This is a genomic window from Ruegeria sp. AF5, assembly GCF_056541905.1.
In genome coordinates, this window is the sequence record NZ_JBQFYZ010000019.1 from 19,543 (window position 1) to 43,056 (window position 23,514).

The 23,514-nt window shown below is 60.7% G+C and carries 24 protein-coding genes; 13 read left to right on the top strand and 11 right to left on the bottom strand.

The features are described from left to right. Entirely contained in the window at positions 1-954 is a 954-nt protein-coding gene (locus tag ACR0DS_RS17990) for a metal ABC transporter solute-binding protein, Zn/Mn family (protein ID WP_480560495.1), read from the bottom strand. Between the two features lie 198 nt (positions 955-1,152). Between ACR0DS_RS17990 and deoC the strand changes: the two genes are divergently transcribed. From deoC to ACR0DS_RS18005, 3 genes are all read left to right on the top strand, one after another. Continuing rightward, positions 1,153-2,151: a deoxyribose-phosphate aldolase gene (gene deoC / locus ACR0DS_RS17995; protein ID WP_480474226.1), complete on the top strand. Its 999-nt coding sequence runs from the start codon at positions 1,153-1,155 to the stop codon at positions 2,149-2,151. A 47-nt stretch (positions 2,152-2,198) separates the two neighbouring features. Beyond that, positions 2,199-4,532: an aldehyde dehydrogenase family protein gene (locus tag ACR0DS_RS18000; RefSeq protein WP_480560497.1), complete on the top strand. Its 2,334-nt coding sequence runs from the start codon at positions 2,199-2,201 to the stop codon at positions 4,530-4,532. Positions 4,533-4,756: 224 nt separating this feature from the next. Next, a complete protein-coding gene (locus ACR0DS_RS18005; RefSeq protein ID WP_480538540.1) occupies positions 4,757-5,566 on the top strand; it encodes an SDR family oxidoreductase in 810 nt (269 codons plus the stop codon). A gap of 22 nt (positions 5,567-5,588) precedes the next feature. On the opposite strand, the gene ACR0DS_RS18010 is transcribed toward ACR0DS_RS18005, so the two are convergent. The 7 genes from ACR0DS_RS18010 to ACR0DS_RS18040 form a co-directional block, all read right to left on the bottom strand. Next, on the bottom strand, positions 5,589-6,899 hold the full coding sequence (locus ACR0DS_RS18010; protein WP_480560499.1) for a M16 family metallopeptidase: 1,311 nt from the start codon (positions 6,897-6,899) through the stop codon (positions 5,589-5,591). Continuing rightward, complete coding sequence (locus tag ACR0DS_RS18015; RefSeq protein ID WP_480487775.1) at positions 6,896-8,236, bottom strand: M16 family metallopeptidase; 1,341 nt, start codon at positions 8,234-8,236, stop codon at positions 6,896-6,898. Before ACR0DS_RS18015 ends, ACR0DS_RS18010 begins: the two co-directional genes overlap by 4 nt. An 82-nt stretch (positions 8,237-8,318) precedes the next feature. After that, positions 8,319-8,834, bottom strand: a complete 516-nt coding sequence (locus tag ACR0DS_RS18020; protein ID WP_480482853.1) for a DUF3035 domain-containing protein — start codon at positions 8,832-8,834, stop codon at positions 8,319-8,321. 50 nt (positions 8,835-8,884) lie between these two features. Then, positions 8,885-9,361, bottom strand: a complete 477-nt coding sequence (lspA, locus tag ACR0DS_RS18025) for a signal peptidase II (RefSeq protein WP_480487777.1) — start codon at positions 9,359-9,361, stop codon at positions 8,885-8,887. Next, positions 9,361-10,950, bottom strand: coding sequence for a bifunctional phosphoribosylaminoimidazolecarboxamide formyltransferase/IMP cyclohydrolase (gene purH, locus ACR0DS_RS18030; protein ID WP_480560501.1), 1,590 nt, complete (start codon positions 10,948-10,950; stop codon positions 9,361-9,363). Before purH ends, lspA begins: the two co-directional genes overlap by 1 nt. A gap of 22 nt (positions 10,951-10,972) precedes the next feature. Beyond that, complete coding sequence (locus ACR0DS_RS18035) at positions 10,973-12,712, bottom strand: heparinase II/III family protein (RefSeq protein ID WP_480560503.1); 1,740 nt, start codon at positions 12,710-12,712, stop codon at positions 10,973-10,975. A gap of 89 nt (positions 12,713-12,801) precedes the next feature. Then, positions 12,802-14,061 (bottom strand): RsmB/NOP family class I SAM-dependent RNA methyltransferase, encoded by a 1,260-nt coding sequence (locus tag ACR0DS_RS18040; protein WP_480560505.1) that lies wholly within the window; start codon positions 14,059-14,061, stop codon positions 12,802-12,804. Between the two features lie 88 nt (positions 14,062-14,149). Between ACR0DS_RS18040 and ACR0DS_RS18045 the strand changes: the two genes are divergently transcribed. After that, positions 14,150-14,332 (top strand): DUF1674 domain-containing protein, encoded by a 183-nt coding sequence (locus ACR0DS_RS18045; RefSeq protein WP_480560507.1) that lies wholly within the window; start codon positions 14,150-14,152, stop codon positions 14,330-14,332. Between the two features lie 4 nt (positions 14,333-14,336). On the opposite strand, the gene ACR0DS_RS18050 is transcribed toward ACR0DS_RS18045, so the two are convergent. Then, entirely contained in the window at positions 14,337-15,191 is an 855-nt protein-coding gene (locus tag ACR0DS_RS18050; protein ID WP_480560509.1) for a LysR family transcriptional regulator, read from the bottom strand. Between the two features lie 99 nt (positions 15,192-15,290). On the opposite strand from ACR0DS_RS18050, the gene tmpA reads away from it, so the two are divergent. Genes tmpA through ACR0DS_RS18065 form a run of 3 tightly spaced genes read left to right on the top strand, consistent with a single transcriptional unit; the run spans position 15,291 to position 17,679 of the window. After that, the gene (gene tmpA / locus ACR0DS_RS18055; protein ID WP_480560511.1) at positions 15,291-16,427 is read left to right on the top strand and encodes a 2-trimethylaminoethylphosphonate dioxygenase; all 1,137 of its coding nucleotides are present in this window, start codon (positions 15,291-15,293) and stop codon (positions 16,425-16,427) included. Further along, positions 16,424-17,014, top strand: a complete 591-nt coding sequence (gene tmpB / locus ACR0DS_RS18060) for a (R)-1-hydroxy-2-trimethylaminoethylphosphonate oxygenase (protein ID WP_480560513.1) — start codon at positions 16,424-16,426, stop codon at positions 17,012-17,014. The genes tmpA and tmpB overlap by 4 nt, the downstream gene beginning before the upstream one ends. Further along, the gene (locus tag ACR0DS_RS18065; RefSeq protein WP_480560515.1) at positions 17,011-17,679 is read left to right on the top strand and encodes an ureidoglycolate lyase; all 669 of its coding nucleotides are present in this window, start codon (positions 17,011-17,013) and stop codon (positions 17,677-17,679) included. The genes tmpB and ACR0DS_RS18065 overlap by 4 nt, the downstream gene beginning before the upstream one ends. On the opposite strand, the gene ACR0DS_RS18070 is transcribed toward ACR0DS_RS18065, so the two are convergent. Together ACR0DS_RS18070 and dapB are read right to left on the bottom strand one after the other, a co-directional pair. Next, complete coding sequence (locus tag ACR0DS_RS18070; RefSeq protein ID WP_480560517.1) at positions 17,666-18,349, bottom strand: DUF2306 domain-containing protein; 684 nt, start codon at positions 18,347-18,349, stop codon at positions 17,666-17,668. The genes ACR0DS_RS18065 and ACR0DS_RS18070 overlap by 14 nt on opposite strands. A gap of 39 nt (positions 18,350-18,388) precedes the next feature. Further along, a complete protein-coding gene (gene dapB, locus ACR0DS_RS18075; RefSeq protein ID WP_480482833.1) occupies positions 18,389-19,198 on the bottom strand; it encodes a 4-hydroxy-tetrahydrodipicolinate reductase in 810 nt (269 codons plus the stop codon). 92 nt (positions 19,199-19,290) lie between these two features. Here dapB and rbfA point away from each other — a divergent pair, with 92 nt between their 5' ends. The 6 genes from rbfA to rpsO all read left to right on the top strand — a co-directional run bounded on the left by rbfA (position 19,291) and on the right by rpsO (position 23,455). Beyond that, complete coding sequence (rbfA, locus tag ACR0DS_RS18080) at positions 19,291-19,686, top strand: 30S ribosome-binding factor RbfA (protein WP_209505090.1); 396 nt, start codon at positions 19,291-19,293, stop codon at positions 19,684-19,686. Beyond that, complete coding sequence (locus ACR0DS_RS18085) at positions 19,683-20,426, top strand: phosphodiester glycosidase family protein (protein WP_480616880.1); 744 nt, start codon at positions 19,683-19,685, stop codon at positions 20,424-20,426. The genes rbfA and ACR0DS_RS18085 overlap by 4 nt, the downstream gene beginning before the upstream one ends. 54 nt (positions 20,427-20,480) lie before the next feature. Beyond that, the gene (gene truB / locus ACR0DS_RS18090) at positions 20,481-21,386 is read left to right on the top strand and encodes a tRNA pseudouridine(55) synthase TruB (protein WP_480560544.1); all 906 of its coding nucleotides are present in this window, start codon (positions 20,481-20,483) and stop codon (positions 21,384-21,386) included. A gap of 21 nt (positions 21,387-21,407) precedes the next feature. Then, positions 21,408-21,911 (top strand): DUF1643 domain-containing protein, encoded by a 504-nt coding sequence (locus ACR0DS_RS18095; protein WP_209598417.1) that lies wholly within the window; start codon positions 21,408-21,410, stop codon positions 21,909-21,911. A 95-nt stretch (positions 21,912-22,006) separates the two neighbouring features. Beyond that, complete coding sequence (locus tag ACR0DS_RS18100) at positions 22,007-23,041, top strand: calcium-binding protein (RefSeq protein WP_480560521.1); 1,035 nt, start codon at positions 22,007-22,009, stop codon at positions 23,039-23,041. 144 nt (positions 23,042-23,185) lie between these two features. After that, positions 23,186-23,455, top strand: coding sequence for a 30S ribosomal protein S15 (gene rpsO, locus ACR0DS_RS18105; protein ID WP_170329634.1), 270 nt, complete (start codon positions 23,186-23,188; stop codon positions 23,453-23,455). Positions 23,456-23,514: the final 59 nt, after the last annotated feature.

A 23,514-nucleotide genomic window follows, 5' to 3' on the forward strand; every position in this document is an offset into this window, starting at 1 on the left:
TCAGAACCCCGCTGACAGTTTGCCGTCCATGCCGCGATCGGGAACTTCTCCGCCCAATGCGCCTGCGATGACGGTGATATTGTGATCCAACATCCCGATGTAAGTGCCTTCGTAGGTGCCATCCTCGCCCATGGCGTCCGAGAACAACTCGCCCCCGACCTTCACCTCGTGCCCTTTGGCTGTGGCCCCTTCGATCAGCGCGCGGATCGACCGGTCAGAAACCGAGCTTTCGACGAAGACCGCCGTGATCCGGCGATCAACCAACAGGTCAACCAACTCTCCGATCCGGTTCAGGCCCGCCTCGGATTGGGTCGAGATGCCCTGAATGCCCAGTACCTCGAACCCGAAACTTTCGCCGAAATAGCCAAAGGCGTCGTGGGCGGTGACCAGAACCTTGTTGTGGTCCGGTACCGAAGACAGGGTTTTCTCGGCATAGGCCGTCAGACGGTCTATGTCGGCCAGATGGGCTTGTGCATTGGCCGCAAAAACCTCGGCTGCTTCGGGGCGGGCTTCGGTCAGCGCACGCTGCACTTCCACAACAACTTCGCGCCACAGCGCGGGTGTCATCCAGACATGCGGATCATACTTGTCGGCATAATCATCATGCGCACGCAGCATGGACTTATCTACGCCCTCTGCAACCGCAATGACGGTCCGTTTCCGCTCGAGATCATGAAAGAAGTCTTCCATTTGCGCTTCGAGATACAGGCCGTGCCACAGAACCAGGTCTGCCCGTGTCATCGCAACAATATCGCTGCGCGTCTGGCGATAGGCATGGGGATCAACGCCGGGGCCCATAAGCCCTCTGACCTCAACCAGATCACCGCCGACCTGACGGGCCGCATCTGCAATCATGCCCGTCGTGGCCACCACTTTCAGCGGTGCCCCGGCAAAAGCCATGGCTGGCACCGAAAGGGCCAGAGCCAAAAATGCAAGGCAATGCCGACGAATCATTTCCAACCTCGATTTAGATACGTGTTGGATCAAATATGAGAACCATTCGCAACTAAGTCAACGCTAATGAGAATTATTCGCAAGAAAACCTCAATTATTTGTCCAAATGGTCAAAAATATTCGATCATTGCGCTGGAACACCTTCCATTCCCGGGCCACCCGTGCGATTTTGTCGCAAACCTCCCAAAGGACGTAACCATGGATACGCAGAGCTCAGAAAGCCCCGTGCGCACCGCGCATCTGCCGCAAGTGACCGAACCCCGGAACCCCGGAATGGAACTGGATCTGGACTGGGTGCGCGCCGTTCAGGCCAATACTTCCGCGATTGAACGCCGTGCGGCCACATTGCCGGGCCGCCGTTCGGTCAAGAAGGAATATCAGGCTGCGTGGCTGCTGAAAGCCATCACGATGATCGACCTAACCACGCTGTCGGGCGATGATACGGTGGGCCGTGTGCGCCGCCTGTGTGCAAAGGCCCGTCAGCCGGTTGCGCCTTCGGTTCTTCAGGCGCTGGACATGCCGCCGATCACAACCGGGGCGGTTTGTGTCTATCACGACATGATCGAAACCGCCGTAGACGCTCTGAAAGGCACTGGCATTCCGGTCGCTGCCGTGTCCACCGGCTTTCCCGCAGGCCTGTCCCCGTTCCATCTGCGCGTGGCTGAGATCGAGGAAAGCGTGAAGGCCGGGGCCGAGGAAATCGACATCGTAATCTCGCGCCGTCACGTGCTGTCGGGGGACTGGCAGGCCCTGTATGATGAGATGAAGGCGTTCCGCGTGGCTTGTGGCGATGCCCATGTCAAAGCCATTCTTGCGACCGGAGAATTGGGTAGCCTGCGCAATGTCGCGCGCGCCTCGCTGGTGTGCATGATGGCCGGGGCGGATTTCATCAAGACCTCGACCGGCAAGGAAAGCGTCAACGCCACCCTGCCCGTGTCGTTGGTGATGATCCGCGCGATCCGCGACTATTATGACCGCACCGGATATCGGGTCGGCTACAAGCCTGCGGGTGGTATTTCGAAAGCCAAGGACGCGCTGGTTTATCTGTCGCTGATCAAGGACGAGCTGGGTGATCGCTGGCTGGAACCGGATCTGTTCCGCTTTGGCGCCTCATCGTTGCTGGGCGATATCGAGCGGCAGTTGGAACACTATGTCACCGGGGCTTACTCGGCTGGTTACAGACACTCGATGGGCTGAGCCCGTGGGTATGTCTGGACAGTGAGTATTTGGGAAAAGATGAAGTCATGACAGTCAAAGAGATTTTTGAGACCATGGAATACGGCCCCGCCCCCGAAAGCGCCGCCGAGGCACTGGCCTGGCTGGTCGATCAGGGCGACAAGTTCGGACACTATATCGATGGTGCTTTCACCAAGCCGGGCAAAGGGTTTGACAGCCGCAACCCGGCGACCGGGGAGGTTCTGGCCAAGCTGACGCAGGCCAAGCAGGCCGACGTGGACGCCGCTGTTGCCGCCGCGCGCAAGGCTCAGCCGAAATGGGAGAAACTGGGCGGCGCGGGCCGTGCGCGGTATCTGTATGCAATTGCGCGACTGCTGCAAAAGCATTCGCGTCTGTTTGCGGTGCTGGAAAGCCTCGACAACGGCAAACCGATCCGGGAATCGCGTGACATCGATATTCCGCTGGCGCAGCGGCATTTCTATTACCACGCCGGTATGGCGCAGCTGATGGAAAGCGAGCTGCCCGACGCTGAAGCGTTGGGTGTGTGCGGTCAGATCATTCCGTGGAACTTCCCCCTGCTGATGTTGGCGTGGAAGATCGCGCCTGCGCTGGCAATGGGAAATACGGTGGTTATGAAACCCGCTGAATATACCTCGCTGACGGCGCTGTTATTTGCCGATATCTGCACACAGGCCGGTCTGCCGAAAGGTGTCGTCAACATCGTCACCGGAGACGGTGCCGTGGGCGAGATGATCGTGGCCTCGGACGTGGACAAGATTGCCTTTACCGGCTCGACTGTTGTGGGCCGCCGCATCCGTGAGGCCACTGCCGGATCTGGTAAGGAACTGACGTTGGAGTTGGGCGGCAAATCCGCGTACATCGTCTTTGATGACGCCGATATCGACTCGGCCATCGAAGGGCTGGTGGATGCGATCTGGTTCAATCAGGGTCAGGTCTGCTGTGCAGGTTCGCGCCTGCTGGTGCAGGAAGGCATCGCCGACCGTTTCCACGACAAGCTGCGCGCCCGGATGGACACGCTGCGCGTCGGCAATCCGCTGGACAAATGTATCGACGTGGGCGCGGTTGTGGACCCGGTTCAGTTGCAGACCATCAAAGGAATGGTCGAAAGCAACACAGCGGGCCATGTGCATCAAGCTGCCTGCGATCTTCCCGCAAACGGCTGCTACTACCCGCCGACACTGATCTCGGGGCTCGAGACCTCGGACCCGTTGATGCAGGAAGAGATCTTTGGTCCGGTGCTGGTGTCTTCGACTTTCCGCACACCGGAAGAGGCCGTCGAGCTGGCCAACAACACCCGGTACGGTCTGGCGGCGACTGTCTGGACCGAGAATGTGAACCTTGCGCTGGATATCGCGCCCAAGCTGGTTGCGGGCGTCGTCTGGGTGAATGCCACCAATCTGTTTGACGCCGCTGCCGGGTTCGGTGGGGTCCGCGAAAGCGGCTTTGGCCGCGAAGGTGGTTGGGAAGGGCTGACCGCCTATACCAGACCCAAGGGTAAGGCCAAGCCGCTGGCAAAGGTCGAGGCAGCCATGGGCGAAGGGGCACCGGTCGACCCGATTGACCGCACTGCCAAGTTGTATGTCGGCGGCAAGCAGGCGCGGCCCGATGGTGGTTATTCGAAACCGGTTTGGGGCAAGTCCGGCCTGCTGGGCCATGTGGGTCTTGCCAACCGCAAGGACGTGCGCAACGCGGTCGAGGCTGCGGCAGGTGCCAAAAGCTGGTCCAGAACCACCGGCCATCTGCGGGCCCAGATCCTCTATTACATCGGCGAAAACCTCTCGGCCCGTGCCGGTGAATTCGCGGCGCGGATCGACGCCATGACCGGCAGGAAAGACGGCGCGAAAGAAGTCGAGGCTTCGATCCAACGCCTGTTCACTGCCGCCGCCTGGGCCGATAAGTATGACGGCCAGGTCCATGGTGTTCCGATCCGGGGCGTGGCCATCGCCATGAAGGAACCCGTTGGCGTGATCGGTGCGCTTTGCGCGGATGAGGCACCGCTGCTGGGTCTGGTCTCGGCCATGGCGCCTGCGATTGCGATGGGCAACCGGACGGTTCTGGTGGCTTCTGAGCCCTACCCGCTGGCGGCGACGGATTTCTACCAGATCCTTGAGACTTCGGACGTTCCTGCCGGTGTGGTCAACATCCTGACGGGCAGCCATGCGGAACTGGCGAAACCGCTGGCCTCGCATCTGAATGTCGACGCGGTCTGGTCGTTTTCGTCCACCGACCTGTCGAAAGAGATCGAGGTCGTTTCAGCCGGGAACCTGAAGCGGACCTGGGTCAATAACGCGACGGCATTTGACTGGAGAATGGACCATTCCCGCCGCTTCCTTCAGGCTGCAACAGAAGTGAAAAACATCTGGGTGCCCTACGGCGAGTAGGGCTCCCGCCAAGGGAGCGTTTACTTTGGTACTACCGACTGAGAAAACCAATCGGACTTCTATCGCTCGTTTGGTGATTTTTTCTTTGGTCGGCGCATTTGCGTGCTTGGTATTCTTACTCGCAAATCGCGAAACTCTTGTGCTTCCGATGATTGAGGAGATGCGCAACGAACTCAGTCAAGAGAATGGCGCTCACCCAGTAGATCAAAGATAAAGGGCGTTACATGGATTTTTCAGGACAAACCGTCATCGTGATTGGCGGAACCAGCGGTATCAATCGCGGCATTGCCGAGGCTTTTGCGGCCTCGGGTGCCAAACTGGCCGTGGCCAGCCGGTCGCGGGAAAAGGTCGATGACACCATCGCCGCGCTGAAAGCCGCAGGCGCACAGGATGCGATTGGGGCTGCGTTTGATGTGCGTGATGCCGACGCTGTGGCGGCGGGACTGAAGCAATTCCATGACGCCTTTGGGGATTTCGATGTGCTGATCTCGGGCGCGGCGGGCAACTTCCCGGCGCTGGCGTCCGAGATGTCGGTCAACGCGTTCAAGACCGTGATCGATATCGACCTGATGGGCACGATCCACGTGATGAAGGGGGCGTATCCGTTCCTCAAACGCCCCGGTGCCAGCATCATCAATATCTCGGCCCCGCAGTCCTACCTGCCGTACGAAGGCCAGTCGCATGTTTGCGCCGCCAAGGCGGGGGTGGATCAGATCACCCGCACGCTGTCGATGGAATGGGGTGTCGAAGGGATCAGGGTGAATTCGGTTGTGCCGGGGTTCATCGAAGGCACCGAGGGTGCGAAACGCCTTGCGCCCACCAAAAACGCCCACGAAGAACTGCGCCGCGACGTGCCGTTGGGCCGCTGGGGCCAGCCGCAGGACGTGGCCAACGCCTGCCTGTTCCTCAGCTCGGATCTGGCCAGCTATATCAGCGGCACGGTTCTGGCCGTGGATGGGGCACTTTATCAGCGCGGATCGGGCAAGTTCGGCCAGATGATGGGCGATATGCTGCGGAGTATGAAAAAGGGGTGAGCCGCAACTCACCCCTTGCAGTTCAGTTGGTAGTTTCCAGCCCAACCGGCTTTCCAACAACAGTGAAATGCAGGCCGTCCGGGTCCAACAGTTCGGATGCAACGCGGTTCACGTCTTCCAGTGTGACCGCGTTCACCTTGTCATTGCGGGTGGCGATATAGTCGATGGGCAATCCTTCCATCTGCATCCCCACCATGATCCCGGCAATCTGCCCGTTACCATCAAAGCGCAGCGGATAAGCGCCAGTCAGATAGGTCTTGGCATCGTCCAGTTCCTTCTGCGTCACCCCTTCGGTGGCAGCATGCGCCCATTCGTTGCGAATAACCTCTATCGCCTCGGCAATGCGGTCATTGGCCGATGACACCGACCCCAGGTAAACCGAGGCCAGATCCTTGGGCACAAGATAGGTTCCAACCCCATAGGTCAGGCCACGCTTTTCACGCACCTCCTGCATCAGACGGCTTTCGAACCCGCCACCGCCAAGGATGTGGTTCAGGATATAGGCGGCAAAGAAATCAGGATCGTCCCGATCTATTCCGGCATGGCCAAACAGCGCCACGGATTGCGGGGTGTCAAACTCGACAACACTGATCCCGCCGGGGATGGTCACGTTGGCCTTGCCCGGGATGGGCTTGCCCGTTTCCGGCAGGTCGGCGAGCAATGTGTCAAGCAATGCGCCCAGTTCTTCGGCCGTGATATCGCCGACGGCCCCCACATAAAGACGATCCTTGGCAAAAACGCTTTCATACGCCGTTACCACATCATCCCGTGTCAGCGCCGAGACGCTTTCGATCGTGCCCTTGCCTTCGGAACCATAAGGGTGATCGCCATAGGCGATCTGGGCAAAGTTGCGGCCTGCAATCTCGTTCGGGTCGGTCTGATCTGATCGCAGCCCGGACAGGATTTGTGCGCGCACACGGTCAACCGCGTCCTGATCAAAGCGCGGTTCGTGAATCGTCTCACGCAGCAGGTCGGCGACCTCATCCCGGTTTTCGGTCAGAAAACGTGCGGAAATCGAAACCGTGTCGTCACCGGCGTTATAGCGGAACGATGCGGCCAGCGCCTCAAGCTCGCGCGCATAGGTCCGCGCGTCCATTTCGCCGGACCCTTCCTCGATCAGCCCGCTCATCAGATAGACGGCGCCGCGCTTGTCCGGGTCGTCCAGCGACGTACCGCCACGAAAGCGTAGCTCGAGCGCGGTGAAAGGGATCGAGTGATCCTCGACCAGCCATGCGGTGATCCCGCCGGGCGAGGTCACTTCTTCAATCTCGATCTCGGCCAAGGCAGGCAGAGCAACCAGACAGGCAATCAGCGTTGCGAGAAACCGTTTCATTGCGTTACCTCATCATCGCGCATCAGCCAGCCGGTGACCGACGCCTCGGGTTGCAGAACATCGCGGGCGGCGGCGATGATTTCGTCGCCGGTCACAGCCTGAAGAATATCAGGCCATGCCTGCACGTCCTGTATTGTCAGGCCGCTGGTCAGGGCGCGCCCATAGCGGTTGCCGATCCCGTCCACATTGTCGCGCGCATAGGTCTGCGCGGCCCGCAACTGCATCTTGATGCGGTTCAGATCGTCCTCGTCGACACCTTCGGCAATGAAATCGGCCACGGCCTGGTCCATGGCATCTTCGGCCTCTTGCAGGGAAACCCCTTCGGCGGGAACGACCAGCAGATCGAATGTTGTGTCATCCAGCGACACGTCACGGTAGAACGCCCCGGTATAAACAGCCATTTTCTGATCAAATTGCAGCTTTTCGTTCAGGTAAGAGGTCGTGCTGCCCCCTAGAAGTTCCGCCAACAGAAACAGGGCTGCCGCCTTTTCCTGATCGCCCGGATCGCGTTCCGGCGCCAGGTAACTGCGCTGGATGTAGGGCTGCGCCACGCGAGGGTCCTTGAAAGTCAGACGACGTTCGGCGGTTTGCGGGGGTTCCTGCGACCGGACCCGTTCCGGCAAATCCGCATTGGCGGGAATCACACCGTAATACTGATCGGCCAGAGTGCGAACCTCGGCGGGATCAACGTCTCCGGTGACAACCAGAATGGCGTTATTGGGCGCGTAGTGGGTCTGGTAGAAAGACAGCGCGTCTTCCAGTTCCAGTTCTTCCATCTCGTGCTTCCAGCCGATGATCGGCACGCCATAACGGTGATTGAGGTATTGTGCCGCGCTCATCTGTTCGCCGAACAGGGCGCGCGGGTTGTTTTCGGTGCGCTGGTTGCGTTCCTCAAGGATCACATCGCGCTCGGTCACGATATCCTCATCGCTCAGGCGTATGTTCCGCATACGGTCCGATTCCATGCGCATCATCAACTCAAGCCGGTCGGCGGCGACGCGCTGGAAATAGGCAGTGTAATCATACGAGGTGAACGCGTTATCGTTGCCGCCATTGGCCGCGACGGTAGCCGAGAACTCACCTGGCGCCAAAGTATCTGTGCCCTTGAACAACAGGTGTTCAAGAAAATGCGCGACACCCGACGATCCGATCGGCTCATCCGCCGATCCGGCGCGGTACCAGACCATGTGCTGCACGACAGGCGCGCGATGGTCTTCGACCACGACGACATTCATGCCGTTGTCCAAAGTGAATGTGGTGACCGCTTCTTTCCCGCCCCCGGCAAAAGCCGGGGTGGTGGCGATCAGGGCAGCCGACAAGGCCAGGGCCCGAACCATGGGGCATCCTCCGTTTCGTTTTATAGTATTCAAACTACGGTGGTGCGGCCCGGGTTCAAGCCCGATGACGGAAAGTTAAGAATTATTCATTCGGGGGCGAGGTCGGGGTTTCGACCCCGGCCCGGCGGGCGGCATCGGTTTCCGAATACGGATCGATCGACTGGCGTTCGTAGACCTGATTATAGCGGTCGACGGGGAACAGGCGCAGACCGGTCCAGCGGCCCCGGCGTTTGCGGAACGCGGCATCCTCGGCTTCGACCACTTGCCGTGCATCGGCTGGCACGCCATAACGGCTGGACGCCGTCACAAGCGCTGCATCCGACGACGGCACACCGGCATTGGGGTTCAGGGCGGCGGCATTACCGCCCAGCGCGATCACCGCATCGGCCTGAGGGGTCGGGTCTGTCAGATTTCCACCACCCGGCGTCGGTGCCGGCAGGAACGCGTAATCCTGAGGCTGGGTCAGCGGCTTGACCGGCAATACCGAAAACTCATCCGGACCCTGTCCCGGAGGCGCCAGATCCCGCAGTCCGGGATTCGAACATGCCGCAACCGCAGCGGCAACTGTCAGAACAAATATGGCGCGCGGCATCCGCATTGGTGTCTCCAGCCTGTTTCAGGCGCTTTTATCGCATATCATTCCGCGCGTCACGAGGGCTTTTTGCCGTCAAACAAAACCAGCCCCAGCGCTCCGGCGAATATGAACACATCCGCCAAGTTGAACACAAACGGGTTGTTGATGCCACAGCAGGACATGTTCAGGAAATCCAGAACAAACCCATAAAGAAGCCGGTCGACCACATTCCCAAGCGCTCCGCCGATCAGCATGCCGCCACAGAACAACATGAATTTCGAACGCGTCGAACGACCAAGCCAGACAAGCACACCGATGCAGATCACCACGGACACACCGATCAAAAACCAGCGCGCAGCCTCAGAGTCGCCCTGAAACAGGCCGAAATTGATGCCCCGATTCTCGCCGTATTTGAACACCAGCAGCGGTGGCAGAACATCGATACCGTCGGGCCGTTCAGCCACGCGCAGGACGTGAACGACCAGATATTTGCTGATCTGGTCGATCGCGAAGGCGGCCAAGGCCGCCCAGAGAAGCAGGCGTGACCGCATCAGTGACGGAAATGACGCATACCGGTGAAGACCATCGCCAGACCGGCCTCATCGGCTGCGGCGATCACTTCATCGTCGCGCATGGACCCGCCCGGCTGAATGACGCAGGTCGCGCCCGCTTCGGCGGCTTCCATCAACCCGTCGGGGAAGGGGAAAAACGCATCCGATGCCACGGCGGAACCGATGGTCAGCGGTTGCGGCAAGCCCAGCGTTTCGGCCATACGTTCGGCTTTCTTGGCCGCGATCAGGGCCGAATCCACGCGGCTCATCTGCCCCGCGCCAACACCCACGGTTGCGCCATCCTTGACGTAGACGATGGCGTTGGATTTGACGTGCTTGGCCACTTTCCACGCGAACAGCAGGTCACGCATCTGAGCGTCGGTCGGGTCTTTCTTGGTCACGACCTTGAGGTCGTCCATGCCGATAAACCCGTTGTCCTTATCCTGCACCAACAGCCCACCAGCCACCTGACGGACGGTTTTGCCACCTTCGGTTACATCCGGCAGCGCCTCGGTTGTCAGCAGGCGCAGGTTTTTCTTGGCGGCAAAAATCGCCTTGGCCTCGTCCGAGGCACCGGGGGCGATCACAACCTCGGTGAAGATGCCGGTAATCTCTTGCGCTGTTTCTTCATCCAGCGGCTGGTTCAGCGCAACAATGCCGCCAAAGGCCGAGGTGCGGTCGCAGTCAAATGCCGCCTTGTACGCCTCAAGAAGGGTTGCACCTGTGGCTACACCGCAAGGGTTGGCGTGCTTGATGATGGCGCAAGCCGCGCCTTTCGCCGGATCAAACTCGGCCACCAGCTCAAAAGCCGCATCTGTGTCGTTGATGTTGTTATAGCTCAGTTCCTTGCCCTGATGCTGAACGGCGGTGGCGACGCCGGGGCGGTTGGTGCCGTCCGTGTAGAACGCTGCCTGCTGGTGGCTGTTTTCACCATACCGCAGGGTCTGCTTCAACTCGCCAGCAAATGCGCGGCGCGTTGGGGCGTCCAGTTGCAGCGCATCGGCCATCCAGTTCGACACGGCGGCGTCATAGGCCGCTGTTCGGGCATAGGCCTTTTGCGCCAGCCACTGGCGGAAGCCATAGGATGTCTTGCCATAGTTTTCTTCCAGCTGATCCAGCAAGGAGGAATAATCCTCGACATCCACCACCACGTTCACAAAGGTATGGTTTTTTGAGGCCGCGCGGATCATCGCCGGGCCACCGATGTCGATATTCTCGATACATTCGTCATAACCCGCGCCCTTAGCGACGGTTGCCTCGAACGGGTAGAGGTTCACGACCAGCAGGTCGATGGCACCGATGCCATGTTCCTCCATCGCCGCGACGTGGGTGTCATTGTCGCGCAGCGCCAGCAACCCGCCATGCACCATCGGGTGCAGCGTCTTGACCCGGCCATCCATCATCTCGGGGAACCCGGTAATTTCGCTGACATCGCGCACCTCAAGCCCTGCATCGCGCAGCGCCTTGGCAGTGCCGCCAGTCGACAGCAATTCGATCCCGCGCTCGGACAGCGCCTTGCCCAGCTCGATCAGCCCGGTCTTGTCGGAAACGGAAAGCAACGCGCGGCGCACGGGGTGAAGGTCGGTCATGGGTCCAAAGGTCCTTTTGGCGTCAGTCAAACTTGGGCTCGTCCCGGTGCGTATCGCGCACGGCATAGGCTGTATCCTGCGCCTTGCTCAGCGTCCACCGGATGCGCGTCGCATACTCCATTACGCGGCCAGATAGAACGATCTGTTTTGTCGCGCGTGGCTTTAAACGGCCTTTTTCAAGGTAAACACTTGGTTCGACGGATAATTTTCCCACACCATCATGGCGGAAAACCCAGATCTCGCCGCTTTTGAGCGCCATCGACACTGCCGCCCCGCCCAGATCCAGCGCAGCATCAACGTCAGGATGCAGATGAAAACGGATGTCATAGCCAATGCCCTTGAGGCCCGAGGCGTCCATCGCCCTGTCGAACTGACGCTTGGCCTTGTCGGTTGCGGTCAGCAGAATATCCTCGACCGTCAGCTCACGCCCGTCAAAGCGCAATTCGAATGTGCGCGCGTGGGTCAGCCCGAAGACTTTGACATATCCGTCATGCCCAGCCATGAAACGGATGCCTTCGAACGCATCTTCAAAATCGACCGGAACGTCCCGCGGCGCATCGACCAGCGCCTGACTTTCGCGGCCCGGCAACGGGTTGGCCAACCGCGCGCTCGAGAACCCGTCCAGACACAGGGTTGAGTGAGATGGGGTCGCACGCCCGGCACGGCGCCAATCCAACCCGAAACTGGCCCCCGATCCACAATTCACGATCAAAGGGCGACGCCCCGAGGTCAGCTCGAACGCCAGCGTGGATGCGTGCGCGTTGAATGAGGCCGCTCCGGACGGCGGCGCGCTGGCATCCACGATCACCGTGGTGCGTGCTGCGGACAGGCGGGCATAGCCCATTGGCAGTTCGGTCGCCGCCTTGTGCTTGACGCCGCTTTGCGCAAGCGCCTGTTCCAGCCGCCCTTCGACCCCGCGCCCACCGCCGTGAAACCGCGCCAGCGCGCCATCCGCATGGCGCAGACTGCGCAAGGTCGGTGCAATCCGCTTGATCGCCTTGGCCTGCGCGACAGGTGTACCGCGTCCAAGATCGCTGAGCGCCGCCGACGTCCAGCTGAGCAGCATGAACACTTCAAGCAGCTCTTCCGGGTTGCGTGTTGGAATACCGCCTTGCGCATCCACTTGCCGGTCACACTCGCCAGCCAAAGCCCGCAGGGCCGGATCGGCCATCTGCTCCAACCCCTCCAGCGCCAACCCGGCTTGCACAAGACCGGCCAGCGCCTCGAAACGCGGCAACCCGGGTGTCGCGGCCTGCCAGCGCTTGGACAGGAACCATGTTTGCTGCGCCAAAGACCGAAAGAACAGTTTGCTTTGCTTCTCATCTGCCCCGCGCAGCAGAAAGAGTGCATGGTTGATCCAGCGCATCACCCGCCGCCCGGTCAGGTCAGGCACCCAGCCCGGGCCCTGCCCGCGGCCATGCGCCTCGATCCAGCCCCAGACCCAGCGCTGCGCTTTTTCCCGTGCGCGCATATCACCGACAGCGGCCAGATCATCCAGCCATGCAAAACCATGGCGTTCCTCATCAAAGCCGGCGCTGGGGGCAACAACATCCCACAACGCGGTATCGTCTGCCTCGACCAGATAGCCGGCGAACAAGAGATTCCCCGCAACCAGCTGCCGCCCGCGCGCAAACGAACCAACGGTGCGCGGCTGGGGCTGCGCAACAAACCCCGTAGCTGCCTTTTGCCGTTGGCTGAGACGCGCGTAGAAACGGTTCTGCAACCGCATCCACCGACTGGCCATGGTGTCCGAATTTGACATGCGCGTGTTACTCTGCCCCTTGCGCTCTGCTGGCGCTTGAGACCCAACGATAGACCGCGCCGATCGTCAAGTCATCGAAAAGCGTGCACTCAGGCGGATTTGTTCAGGCAGGCGATATAGAACCCGTCCATACCCCCGCGATCGGGCCAGTAGTCGGGCCGTAGACGCAGGCCGCCTTCCTCGGTGATCCAGTTGTCTTCGATGCCGGAGAGCTTTAGTGCCTCGCGATCAACACGCATGTCCGGATACATGCCCAGCGCGTCTTCGATCTGAACCTCGCCCTCATCCGGCAAAAGCGAACAGGTGCAATAGACCAGCCGCCCGCCAGGTTTCAGCAGCGTCCACGAATGGGCCAGCATCTGCGCCTGCAATTCGATCAATCCGGCAATTTCCGAGCCATCCTTGGCAAAGGGCAAGTCAGGATGCCTGCGGATCGTACCCGTGGCCGAGCAGGGCGCGTCCAGCAAAATCGCGTCGTACTGACCCTGATGGTCCAGCGCGTCACCCACGATGACTTCTGCCGTCAATCCGGTTCGCGCTAGGTTTTCGCGCACGCGTTCTGTGCGCGCCGCGGATACATCCAGCGCCGTCACATCCGAGCCCGCCGCAGCCAGTTGCATGGTTTTACCGCCCGGTGCCGCGCAAAGGTCCAACACCTTCTCGCCCGCCTTCGGTGCCAGAACACGCACCGGCAGCGCGGCTGCCGCGTCCTGCACCCACCAATCCCCAGCCTTGTATCCCGGCAAGGCCGAGACCTGACCCGCATCCAGAATACGCACAGACCCGGTGGGAAGTTTTTCGCCCGAAGGACTTTCCGCCCCCGGCTTCAGTGTAAGGTCCAGCGGTGCGCCCGCGAAATGCGCCTGTTCCATTCCGGCAACTGCTTCGGCACCCCACGCCGCGATCAGCGGGTCTCGCAACCACTCCGGCAGGCGCGGGACACGCATTTTCGGCCATGCTTCGGGCCCCTCGGACGCGACCTTGCGCAAAACGGCATTCACCAGCCCTTTCAGACGCCCGTGCTTGCGCGAGCGACTGATGATTTCAACCATGGAGTTCACCACCCCATGCGCGGCTTCCCCGCTGCACAGTTCGACCGCGCCCAGCCGCAGCGCGTTGTGTACGGTCAGGGCGGGTGTTCGGTTCAGGTGGTTGTCCAGCAGACGGTCGGCGCGCTCCAGCCCGCGCAGGGTTTCCGAGGCCAGCCGCTGGGCACGCGCGCGATCCTCTGGCCCCAACCGATCCAAAGCGCCCGCAGCGAGGCATTCAGACAACAGGCGGCCTTCGCCCAGAACCTGATCCAACAGATAGATTGCGCTGCGCCGTGCTGCTGTCGCGCTGTTTGTCATGGTACCGCCTTCATGTGACCTGTGCCCGCATTGCCATTGGCGGACGCGGGCGTATATCAAGGCTATGCACGGAAAGGAACCCGATGTCATGAGTGACGACCGCAAAGACCTGCCCCCCGCCGCCCAACGCGCGCTGGCCGAAGCGGAAAAACGCCGCCAAAAAGCCCAGGCCGAAGCCAGGGAAATGCCCAAGGAACTGGGCGGGCGCGATGGGCTGGACCCCGCCCGTTACGGTGATTGGGAAAAGAAAGGCATCGCCATCGATTTCTAGGCCCTCAGCCGCGCAGCGCCTTCAGAAAATCATCGATCAGGGCGCGCTGTTTCCTGGACTGCGACCTATCTTCGGGCCATGTCAGCCAATACCCGTCCTTGGTTTGCAGCTCTGGCAGCTCTAACCTGCGCAACCGGCCATCCTTTAGATCACCGGACGCCAGCGGAACCGAGCCCAGCACAACCCCCATTCCGCGCCTTGCCGCCGAAACAGCATGTTCCATCGAATCGAAACTGACATGAGATGGCGCGACGTCCCCGTGCCCGTATTTCCGGTTCCACTCGCGCCAGCCCGGACGCTCGCCGCGCAGATCGATCAGGGGGGCACCCCATTCAACGCCCGGCGCGGCCATCGGCACCAGCACCTCGCGCGCGATCAATGCCGCGTCGCGCCCGGTCCACACGCCGCGACCATAGCGGATTTGCAGCCAGGTGCGTTCCTCATCCAGCGACGACCGGCGCGCAACCGAGTCGGTCATCACCCGCACCTCGGGGCGCAGATTTCGGAACACAGGCAGGGCTGGTACAACAAGGGCGTGAATGTTTGACGACAACCCGGCGACCCTGAGTTCGCGTGGCGATTTTCCAAACAGATCCTCGGTGTTGCGTTCCAACGCCAGCAGGCTGTCCTGCACGAGCGGCAGATAGCTTTCACCTTCGACCGTCAGCGACACGCCGCGCGCCTCGCGCACAAACAGGGACCGGCCCAGCCACGCCTCAAGATTGCCGATCCTTTGGCTGACAGCGGCCTGCGTCAACCCGAACTCTTTCGCCGCGGCCGAGAACCCGCCAAGCCGCCCGGCGGCTTCGAACACGCGCAACCAATCCAGCGGCGGTAATCCGGTCTTATTCTTAGCCATTAGTTTTTCCAAGCCTCAGCCGAAATAAGGATTAATTGTCGTAATGCCACGAACGGCGTATCTGCTCAACCAAAGCCCGCGCCGAACAGGAGACCCCCAATGCTGCGCACCGCCACCCACGACACCTCGATTGTTACAGTCGCGTTTGATACCGGGACCAAGGCCCGTTTCCACGCCATCTGGCTGCGCGACAACGCGCTGGACGCTGATACCCGCGCAACGGGCAACGGTCAGCGCCTGATCACCATCGGCGATATTCCTGCCGACATTTCGGTCAGTTCAGTCGAGGTGGTCGCGGGTGACCTGCAAGTCACGTTCCAGCCTGAGGGCAAAACCGTTACCTTCCCGGCGGACTGGTTGGCCGAAAACAGCTATGACCGCGATCATGACATTGCGCTGGGTCGCATCGCCGCCGGCATCACGACCTGGGAGAGTGGCATCGCCGCGCCCAGCGGCGATTGGAACGAGGTCCATGCCAACCCGGCTGCCAAGCGCAATTGGCTGGCCGCTGTGGCCGAGTTCGGCTTTGCCAAGCTGACCGGCGGCCCGACCGAGCCTGAATCGTTGCTGAAGGTCGCTGACCTGTTCGGCTATGTCCGCGAAACCAATTATGGCCCCTATTTCGAGGTGCGGACCGAAGTGAACCCGACAAACCTTGCCTATACCGGGCTTGGCCTTCAGGCGCATACCGACAACCCCTATCGCGACCCGGTGCCGACCTTGCAAATCCTCTATTGTCTGGAAAACTCGGCTGAAGGTGGGGAGTCCATCGTTGTTGACGGCTTCCGCGCCATCGAAAAACTGCGTGACGCAAACCCCGAAGGCTTTGCCCTGCTGGCCGGATATCCGGCGCGGTTCGAATACAAGGGCTCGGACGGGGTCTGCCTGCGGTCGCGCCGCCCGATGATCGAGTTGTCGCCGGATGGCGAGCTGATCGGCATCCGCTTCAACAACCGCTCTTCTGCCCCTTTCGTAGACGTGCCGTTTGACAAGATGGAGGCTTATTACGCGGCCTATCGCCAATTGGGGGATATCATCGACGATCCGGCGATGGGCGTTTCCTTCAAACTGGAACCGGGGGAAAGCTTTATCGTCGACAACACCCGCGTCCTGCACGCGCGGCTTGGCTATTCCGGGGCCGGATCGCGCTGGTTGCAGGGATGTTACGCCGACAAGGACGGATTGCTGTCCACACTGGCGGCGATGGAAATGACCCAACCGGAGGCGGCGGAATGAAACCTGATTTCTCGACCCTGAACCGGGACAATATCGTTGCCTTCATCGGTGACATCTTTGCGCGCCGCGGCGGTGAAGAATATCTGGGCGAGCCTGTCACCATGGCCCAGCACATGCTGCAAGGTGCAACCATTGCCGAGCAGAACGGGTTGCCCGAGGAAATTATCGTGGGCGCCTTGCTGCACGACATCGGCCATTTCACATCCGAGTTCGGCACCTACCACCCCGACGACACCGAAGACCGTCATCATGAGGACGCGGGCGCCGAGGTGCTGGAGCAGTTCTTCCCCTCGGTCATCACCGATTGCTGCCGCTATCACGTGGCAGCCAAGCGGTATCTTTGTGCCACCAAACCCGAGTATTTCAATCGCCTGTCCGCGGCGTCGGTTCACACGTTGGAACTGCAAGGTGGTCCGATGAGCGCCGAAGAAGTTGCCGCGTTCGAAGCCAACCCGAACCTGAAAGAGATCATTCAGGTCCGCTATCTGGATGAGGCCGGGAAACGCGCCGACATGGAAACACCTGACTTTGCACATTTTGCGCCGATGGTGCAGCGTATGGTCGACAAGCACATGGAGGCCGCATGAACGCCCCGGAATACATCTTTGAAGCCAGCACCAAACCCTCGCTGCCCTGGCACGAGGTTCCCCTGATCCGCGCAACGGACGCCTCGGTCAAAAGCTATGGGTGTCTGGTCGATGATCCCGAAGAGTTCGAGATCGAGATCACCCGCTGGCCACAGCAGGGCTGGCGGCCGATCGATGAAGGCACCGGCGATGAAGGCGGCTGGGTCGAAGGCACCTTTCGTGGTGAGTGGAAGGGCGACGTGCTTTATGGCGAGAACGAAGCGGTCAATGGCCACTATGTCCTCGGCTGGTCCACCGATCCGCAGCAGGCACAGACAAGCCGCCAAACAGCGCCCCGCGATCAGGTGCTGCTGTGGCACATGAACTATCACCCGGATGGCGGGCAGATGTTCTGGCCACTCGACAAAAAGCCCTTCATCATTCCTGCCGCGTTGCCCGGCGACAACCTGACACCAGAAAAGGTGGTGGCGTTCTGGTGCGACGGTTCGCGCGGGCTGTATATCCATCCCGGTATCTGGCACGAGGGGATATTCCCGGTTGAAGACAACCAGCGGTTCCTCGATCGGCAGGGTGCGGTGCACGCCCGCGTCAGCGCTGATATCGGTCAGGAATTTGGCGTCTACCTCGCCTGCCCGCTGCGCGCCGACAAGATCAGGGATTTGTGATCAGAGCCCCCCGATGAGCAGATCGGCTACGCGCGATCCAAATCTGCGTAGCCAGCAGGTACGGTACGAAGAACGCGAAGTTCTGAACCAAATCGAAAGGGCCCGAGAAATCAGGCTCTGACCCCAACCCGCCGGTCAACAGATACCAAACCGTATAATGCACACGGTAGAGCCACGACCCCAGCGCCAGCCAGAACAGACGCAGACCCCATGCCCAATGGCCAGCACGATCCGCGATTACAGCCATGCGCGCCACCATCAGAGCTGCAGTGAACAGGCAGAGCCCATACAAGAAAAACGCTGCAGACATCATCGGTCCACCGATCGTTCCCCGCAGGGGGATATAGGTCATTCCTGCCAGTCCGGTGATCAAAGCCGACGCAATCAGAGCCACACCCAAGCCGCGGTGAAACCGATTGTATTTCAGCCGAAGCCCTTTCAGCAGCTGCAGCGGCACAAGAGCCACCAACACCGTTCCGGCAAGGATATGCAACATCATCGCCGCATTAGCGACACTCTGGTCATAGGCAAACAAGTAGCTTTTCTGTGCCGCGCTCTCAGACAGCCCGACGCTGATCATGTCAAACCCCTGCGCGACGAAGGGTAGCAGGGTCAGATAGAACAGGACCAGCACCAATCCGGTCATCACACGTGATGTCAGGTTCCGCATACGCCCGAGTGTAACGCCGTCGAGCGGCCCGTCTATGGCTTACAGCCCAAGCACATCCACCATGTCATATTGACCGGGGGATTTGCCCTGCCCCCACAGCGCCGCTTTCAACGCGCCGCGGGCAAAGATGGCGCGGTCGGTGGCCAGATGGCGCAGGACGATGCGTTCTCCAGGGGCGGCGAACAGGACATCATGTTCCCCCACGATGTCGCCGCCGCGAATAGCGTGAAAACCGATATCTCCACGCTTGCGCGCACCGGTGATGCCGTCCCGACCCCGGTCGGACACGTCCGACAACTCAACGCCACGCCCTTCGGCTGCGGCCTCTCCCAGCATCAAGGCGGTGCCCGAAGGTGCATCTACCTTGTGATGGTGGTGACCTTCGATGATCTCGATATCGAAATCCTCATCCAGCGCAGCTGCGACCTTTTTGGTCAATTGCACCAGAAGGTTGACGCCAAGGCTCATGTTTCCGGCTCGTACGATCACCGCATGGCGCGACGCGGGTTCCAGTGCTGCGATCTGTTCGTCGGACATGCCGGTGGTGCCGATCACATGCACACAGCGCGCCTGCGCGGCCAGCGCGGCGAAGTCCAGTGTCGCCTCGGGCGCGGTGAAGTCGATCACTGCCTGCGCCTGCGCAAAGGCCTCCAGCGGGTCGTCGGTGACGGTAACGCCCAGCGCCTGCCCGCCCATGACCGTGCCCACATCCTGACCGATCCAGTCATGGCCCTTGCGTTCGACCACGCCGACCAGACGCGCCTGATCGCTGTCCGACACGGTCTTGATCAGCATCTGCCCCATACGGCCCGAAGCCCCTGTGATGACGATCCCCGGAATATGGGTCATTGCGCTGGTCCTTTTCGTTAAGTCGGCTCAAAGCCTCCTACCCGGTTCGCGCCCGCTTGGCAAAGCCCCGCTTTGCGCTTAGATCGGGGATTATGGCAAAGAACAAATTCCACGATGGCCCCGGCCCGTCCCAACGGCAGCTGCGTGTCGGCGAACTGATCCGCCGCACCCTGTCCGAAGTTCTGGCGCGCGGAGATGTCCACGACCCCGACCTGAATCGCATGTCGATCACCGTGGGTGAGGTGCGTACCTCGCCCGATCTGAAGATCGCCACCGCCTATGTGCTGCCCCTTGGCGGCAGAGGGCAGGAGGACGTGATCGAACTTCTGGCCCGCAACAAGGGTGAGCTGCGGCGCATGGTCGGCAAGAAAGTCGGCCTGAAATTCGCGCCCGATCTGCGCTTTCGGCTGGATGACACGTTTGACCGTCTGGACGACACCCGCCGCATGTTCGAACAGGACGCGGTGCGCCGCGATCTGGACGAGTGATCCGCACGTTTGTCACATTGGCGACGCTTCTTTGGGCCGCGCAGGCAGGCGCGGTCACTTGTGAAAAGCTGACCCATGAGGACAAACGTTATACGGTTTGCAACGTCGATGCCGCCAATGAAGATCTGCGGCTGTTTCTGAACGGTGAAGACGGTCAGGTATTGGGGCATTTTTCGGCGGTCAACGAAGTGCTGGCCCCGGAAGGCGAACGGCTGACCTTTGCGATGAACGCGGGCATGTACCACGACGACCGTTCACCCGTTGGCCATTATGTCGAGGACGGCCAGGAGCAGATGCGTGTGATCACCAACCCCGGCCCCGGCAATTTCGGGTTGCTGCCCAATGGCGTGTTCTGCATCCGCAAGGGCCGGGCGGATGTGTTTGAAACGCTTGATTACGTGGATCAGGCCCCCACCTGCCGCTTTGCCACCCAATCCGGCCCCATGCTGGTGATCGACGGAGAACTGCACCCGCGTTTCCTGCCCGATTCGACCTCGCTTTATGTTCGCAATGGGGTCGGCACCAGTTCCGATGGTACACGGGCGGTGTTTGCGATCTCGGAAGATTATGTCACCTTCCACGAGTTCGGACGTCTGTTCCGCGATGTGCTTGGCACGCCAAACGCGCTGTTTTTCGACGGCAATATCTCGCGAATGTATGAGCGGGCCAGCAACCGCTCGGATCTGGGATTCTCGCTGGGGCCGATTGTCGGCGTCGTCGAAGAAACGCCCGCAAATTGACAGCGGCAGAGTGATCCGTTAACTCGCGCGCCTTAGCAAGATTCAAGGTGCATGATGGGACGCAAACGCAAGGGTCGCGACATTTCCGGCTGGCTGGTGGTGGACAAGCCCGCGGGCATGACCTCGACCGCCGTGGTCAACAAGGTGCGTTGGGCGATGGATGCCAAAAAGGCGGGCCATGCGGGCACGCTGGATCCCGAGGCGACCGGCGTTCTGGCAATTGCCTTGGGCGAGGCGACCAAGACCGTTCCCTATATCACCGATGCCTTGAAAGCCTATACTTTTACCGTGCGTCTGGGGCAGGCCACCAACACGGACGATGCCGAGGGCGAAGTGATCGCGCAAAGTGATGCGCGGCCCTCGGATGACGATATCAAACAGGCGCTGACCCCGTTTCTGGGTGACATCATGCAGGTGCCGCCCAAATTCTCGGCGGTTAAGATCGACGGCCAACGCGCCTATAAACTGGCCCGCGATGGGGAAGATGTGGAGCTGACCGCCCGCCGCCTCTGGGTCGAGGAACTGATCCTTGTCGACCGCCCCGACGAAGACCATGTGGTGCTGGAAATGACCTGCGGCAAAGGCGGCTATGTCCGCTCGATTGCCCGCGATCTGGGCGAGGCGCTGGGCTGTCACGCCCACGTCAAGGAACTGCGCCGCATCTGGTCCGGCCCGTTCGAGGCCGAGGACGGGTTGAGCATCGAGCAGATTGACGAGATGGCGAAAACAACCGCCCTGGACGAGTATCTGCACCCGCTGGAAACCGGCCTGTCCGACCTACCCGAACTGAAATGCACACCCGAAGGCGCCACCCGCCTGCGCAATGGCAATCCGGGCATGGTGCTGGCTGGGGACGTGGAATACGGCGACGAGGCCTGGGCATCGTTCGACGGCAAGGCCGTGGCCGTGGGCATCTATAAATCCGGTGAATTGCACCCCAGCCGGGTGTTCGTCGACTGAGAGTCGTGTTAGGCGAAGGGCATGATCACCCGTTCCCACACCAAGGGCGACGCGCCCTCGACCGCCATATATTCCGATTGCGAGAAATACCGCTATAGCCTGACCCGCATCTGGGACCCTGAAGGGCGCAAGGCATTATTTGTGATGCTGAACCCGTCAACCGCGACCGAGGTGCAGAACGATCCGACGGTGGAACGCTGTGAACGGCGCGCACGCGCGTTGGGGTTCGGGGCGTTTCAGGTCACGAACATCTTTGCGTGGCGCGACACCGACCCGCGCAAGATGCGGGCTGCCGCCGATCCGGTCGGGCCCGAGAATGACGCGGCCATTCTGGACGGCGTGCAATGGGCCGATCAGGTCATCGCAGCCTGGGGCACGCATGGCGCGCATCTGGAGCGTGGCCCTGCGGTGGAAACCCTGTTGCGCGGCACCGGCCAATCGCTGTTCCATCTGGGCCTGACCAAGGACGGCCACCCCAAACATCCGCTTTATATCGCCTATACTCAGCAGCCAGAACTCTGGTGACAAAGGATTAACCATTTCAAAGGTTTACCGTTGACCCGGTGACGGCCGAAATGGGATATTCCACCCTCGGAACATCATGCTTTCGGAGGGGTTCCATGTTTCTGGCCGGATTGCTTGGACTGGCCGCCATCGGCGGCGCTGCTTACGCGATGAGCGATTTTCTGATCGAAGAGGACGACACGCCGGATGAAAACCCGGAAGGTGAACCTTCGGCCGAGGTTGGTACCGGTGAATTTCTGGTCATCGGCGAGGGTGTCGAAGACCCGGAAAACGCTAACACCGAACCCTCGCCGGACAGTAGCGAGGCGCCCTTCACCGGAACTGTGATCTCGGAATTTGAAGGCGATCTCGTGATTGCTGGCGGCGATGGTTCGGACGTGATTACCGGGCAGGACGGTGTCGATCAGATCAACGGCTACGGCGGGGACGACACGATAAACGGTGCCAAGGGCAACGACGTTCTGCACGGGGGCGACGGCGCGGATGAGATATCGGGCGGGCAGGGAAATGACGTCCTGCACGGTGAGGCGGATGACGACCTTTTGTTCGGTGAGGACGGGGATGACGCCCTTTACGGTCACTTTGGGGACGACACTCTGGATGGCGGTGCGGGTGAGGACGAGTTGTTTGGCGGTCAGGGCGACGACCAGCTGGACGGCGGCGCAGGGGATGATGCGTTGCAGGGCGGGTTCGGGGATGATGTTCTGAACGGGGGCGAAGGTGAGGATACTGTCTTTGGCGGGGATGGAGACGACTTTGTTTTCGGGATCGAAGAGGGTGCCGCCGAAAGGGATTTCCTGAACGGCGGTGTGGGTGACGATACCATTCTGGCAGGCGGCAAAGACGTGGTAACGGGCGGAGACGGGGCCGATGACATCGTGTTGAACCCAGGCGACGATCAGGTGACCGTGATGGGGTTTCAACCCGGCGAAGACAAGCTGCTGGTGACGTGGGAGGATGAGACCGACCCGGCAATCGAGGTTGAGGCCGACGCCGAAAACGCCAACCTGACAAGGGTTTTCATCGATGGGCAGGAAGTTGCGCAGGTATATGGTGCCGAAGGGATGACTGCGGCCGATATTCAGCTGATCACCGAAGCGCAGCTGGCACAATACGGTCAGATGGTCTGAGCCCGCAGAAACCTTTTGCCATTTGGGTCAAATGCGCTTATACGCGCCCATCCGCATCGGAATCGGTGCGGTTTTCTCCATGGGCCTGTGCTGGACGACATCCCGGCCTGCGCCATCAACTCTAACCTTTTAAAGGAGACCCCGATGTCGATCACTGCCGCTGAAAAAGCACGCGTCATGCAGGAATTCGCAACCAAAGAAGGCGACACCGGTTCGCCTGAAGTACAGGTTGCTATCCTGACCTCGCGCATCAACACCCTGACCGAGCACTTCAAGACCCACAAGAAAGACAACCACGGTCGTCGTGGTCTGCTGAAAATGGTTGCTCAGCGCCGTAAGCTGCTGGACTACCTGAAGGGCAAGGAAGAGGCGCGTTACCAGGACCTGATCAAAAAGCTGGGCATCCGCCGCTAAACGTATTTGTTACGTTTTGTACCGGTTCTGAACCCCGGTCTGTAAGATTTGTACGCCCG

What these genes read in the sequence shown, in the direction of transcription:
- ACR0DS_RS17990 (WP_480560495.1), bottom strand. Translation starts at nt 954, where the DNA reads ATGATTCGTCGGCATTGCCTTGCATTTTTGGCTCTGGCCCTTTCGGTG.
- deoC (WP_480474226.1), top strand. Translation starts at nt 1,153, where the DNA reads ATGGATACGCAGAGCTCAGAAAGCCCCGTGCGCACCGCGCATCTGCCG.
- ACR0DS_RS18000 (WP_480560497.1), top strand. Translation starts at nt 2,199, where the DNA reads ATGACAGTCAAAGAGATTTTTGAGACCATGGAATACGGCCCCGCCCCC.
- ACR0DS_RS18005 (WP_480538540.1), top strand. Translation starts at nt 4,757, where the DNA reads ATGGATTTTTCAGGACAAACCGTCATCGTGATTGGCGGAACCAGCGGT.
- ACR0DS_RS18010 (WP_480560499.1), bottom strand. Translation starts at nt 6,899, where the DNA reads ATGAAACGGTTTCTCGCAACGCTGATTGCCTGTCTGGTTGCTCTGCCT.
- ACR0DS_RS18015 (WP_480487775.1), bottom strand. Translation starts at nt 8,236, where the DNA reads ATGGTTCGGGCCCTGGCCTTGTCGGCTGCCCTGATCGCCACCACCCCG.
- ACR0DS_RS18020 (WP_480482853.1), bottom strand. Translation starts at nt 8,834, where the DNA reads ATGCGGATGCCGCGCGCCATATTTGTTCTGACAGTTGCCGCTGCGGTT.
- lspA (WP_480487777.1), bottom strand. Translation starts at nt 9,361, where the DNA reads ATGCGGTCACGCCTGCTTCTCTGGGCGGCCTTGGCCGCCTTCGCGATC.
- purH (WP_480560501.1), bottom strand. Translation starts at nt 10,950, where the DNA reads ATGACCGACCTTCACCCCGTGCGCCGCGCGTTGCTTTCCGTTTCCGAC.
- ACR0DS_RS18035 (WP_480560503.1), bottom strand. Translation starts at nt 12,712, where the DNA reads ATGTCAAATTCGGACACCATGGCCAGTCGGTGGATGCGGTTGCAGAAC.
- ACR0DS_RS18040 (WP_480560505.1), bottom strand. Translation starts at nt 14,061, where the DNA reads ATGACAAACAGCGCGACAGCAGCACGGCGCAGCGCAATCTATCTGTTG.
- ACR0DS_RS18045 (WP_480560507.1), top strand. Translation starts at nt 14,150, where the DNA reads ATGAGTGACGACCGCAAAGACCTGCCCCCCGCCGCCCAACGCGCGCTG.
- ACR0DS_RS18050 (WP_480560509.1), bottom strand. Translation starts at nt 15,191, where the DNA reads ATGGCTAAGAATAAGACCGGATTACCGCCGCTGGATTGGTTGCGCGTG.
- tmpA (WP_480560511.1), top strand. Translation starts at nt 15,291, where the DNA reads ATGCTGCGCACCGCCACCCACGACACCTCGATTGTTACAGTCGCGTTT.
- tmpB (WP_480560513.1), top strand. Translation starts at nt 16,424, where the DNA reads ATGAAACCTGATTTCTCGACCCTGAACCGGGACAATATCGTTGCCTTC.
- ACR0DS_RS18065 (WP_480560515.1), top strand. Translation starts at nt 17,011, where the DNA reads ATGAACGCCCCGGAATACATCTTTGAAGCCAGCACCAAACCCTCGCTG.
- ACR0DS_RS18070 (WP_480560517.1), bottom strand. Translation starts at nt 18,349, where the DNA reads ATGCGGAACCTGACATCACGTGTGATGACCGGATTGGTGCTGGTCCTG.
- dapB (WP_480482833.1), bottom strand. Translation starts at nt 19,198, where the DNA reads ATGACCCATATTCCGGGGATCGTCATCACAGGGGCTTCGGGCCGTATG.
- rbfA (WP_209505090.1), top strand. Translation starts at nt 19,291, where the DNA reads ATGGCAAAGAACAAATTCCACGATGGCCCCGGCCCGTCCCAACGGCAG.
- truB (WP_480560544.1), top strand. Translation starts at nt 20,481, where the DNA reads ATGGGACGCAAACGCAAGGGTCGCGACATTTCCGGCTGGCTGGTGGTG.
- ACR0DS_RS18095 (WP_209598417.1), top strand. Translation starts at nt 21,408, where the DNA reads ATGATCACCCGTTCCCACACCAAGGGCGACGCGCCCTCGACCGCCATA.
- ACR0DS_RS18100 (WP_480560521.1), top strand. Translation starts at nt 22,007, where the DNA reads ATGTTTCTGGCCGGATTGCTTGGACTGGCCGCCATCGGCGGCGCTGCT.
- rpsO (WP_170329634.1), top strand. Translation starts at nt 23,186, where the DNA reads ATGTCGATCACTGCCGCTGAAAAAGCACGCGTCATGCAGGAATTCGCA.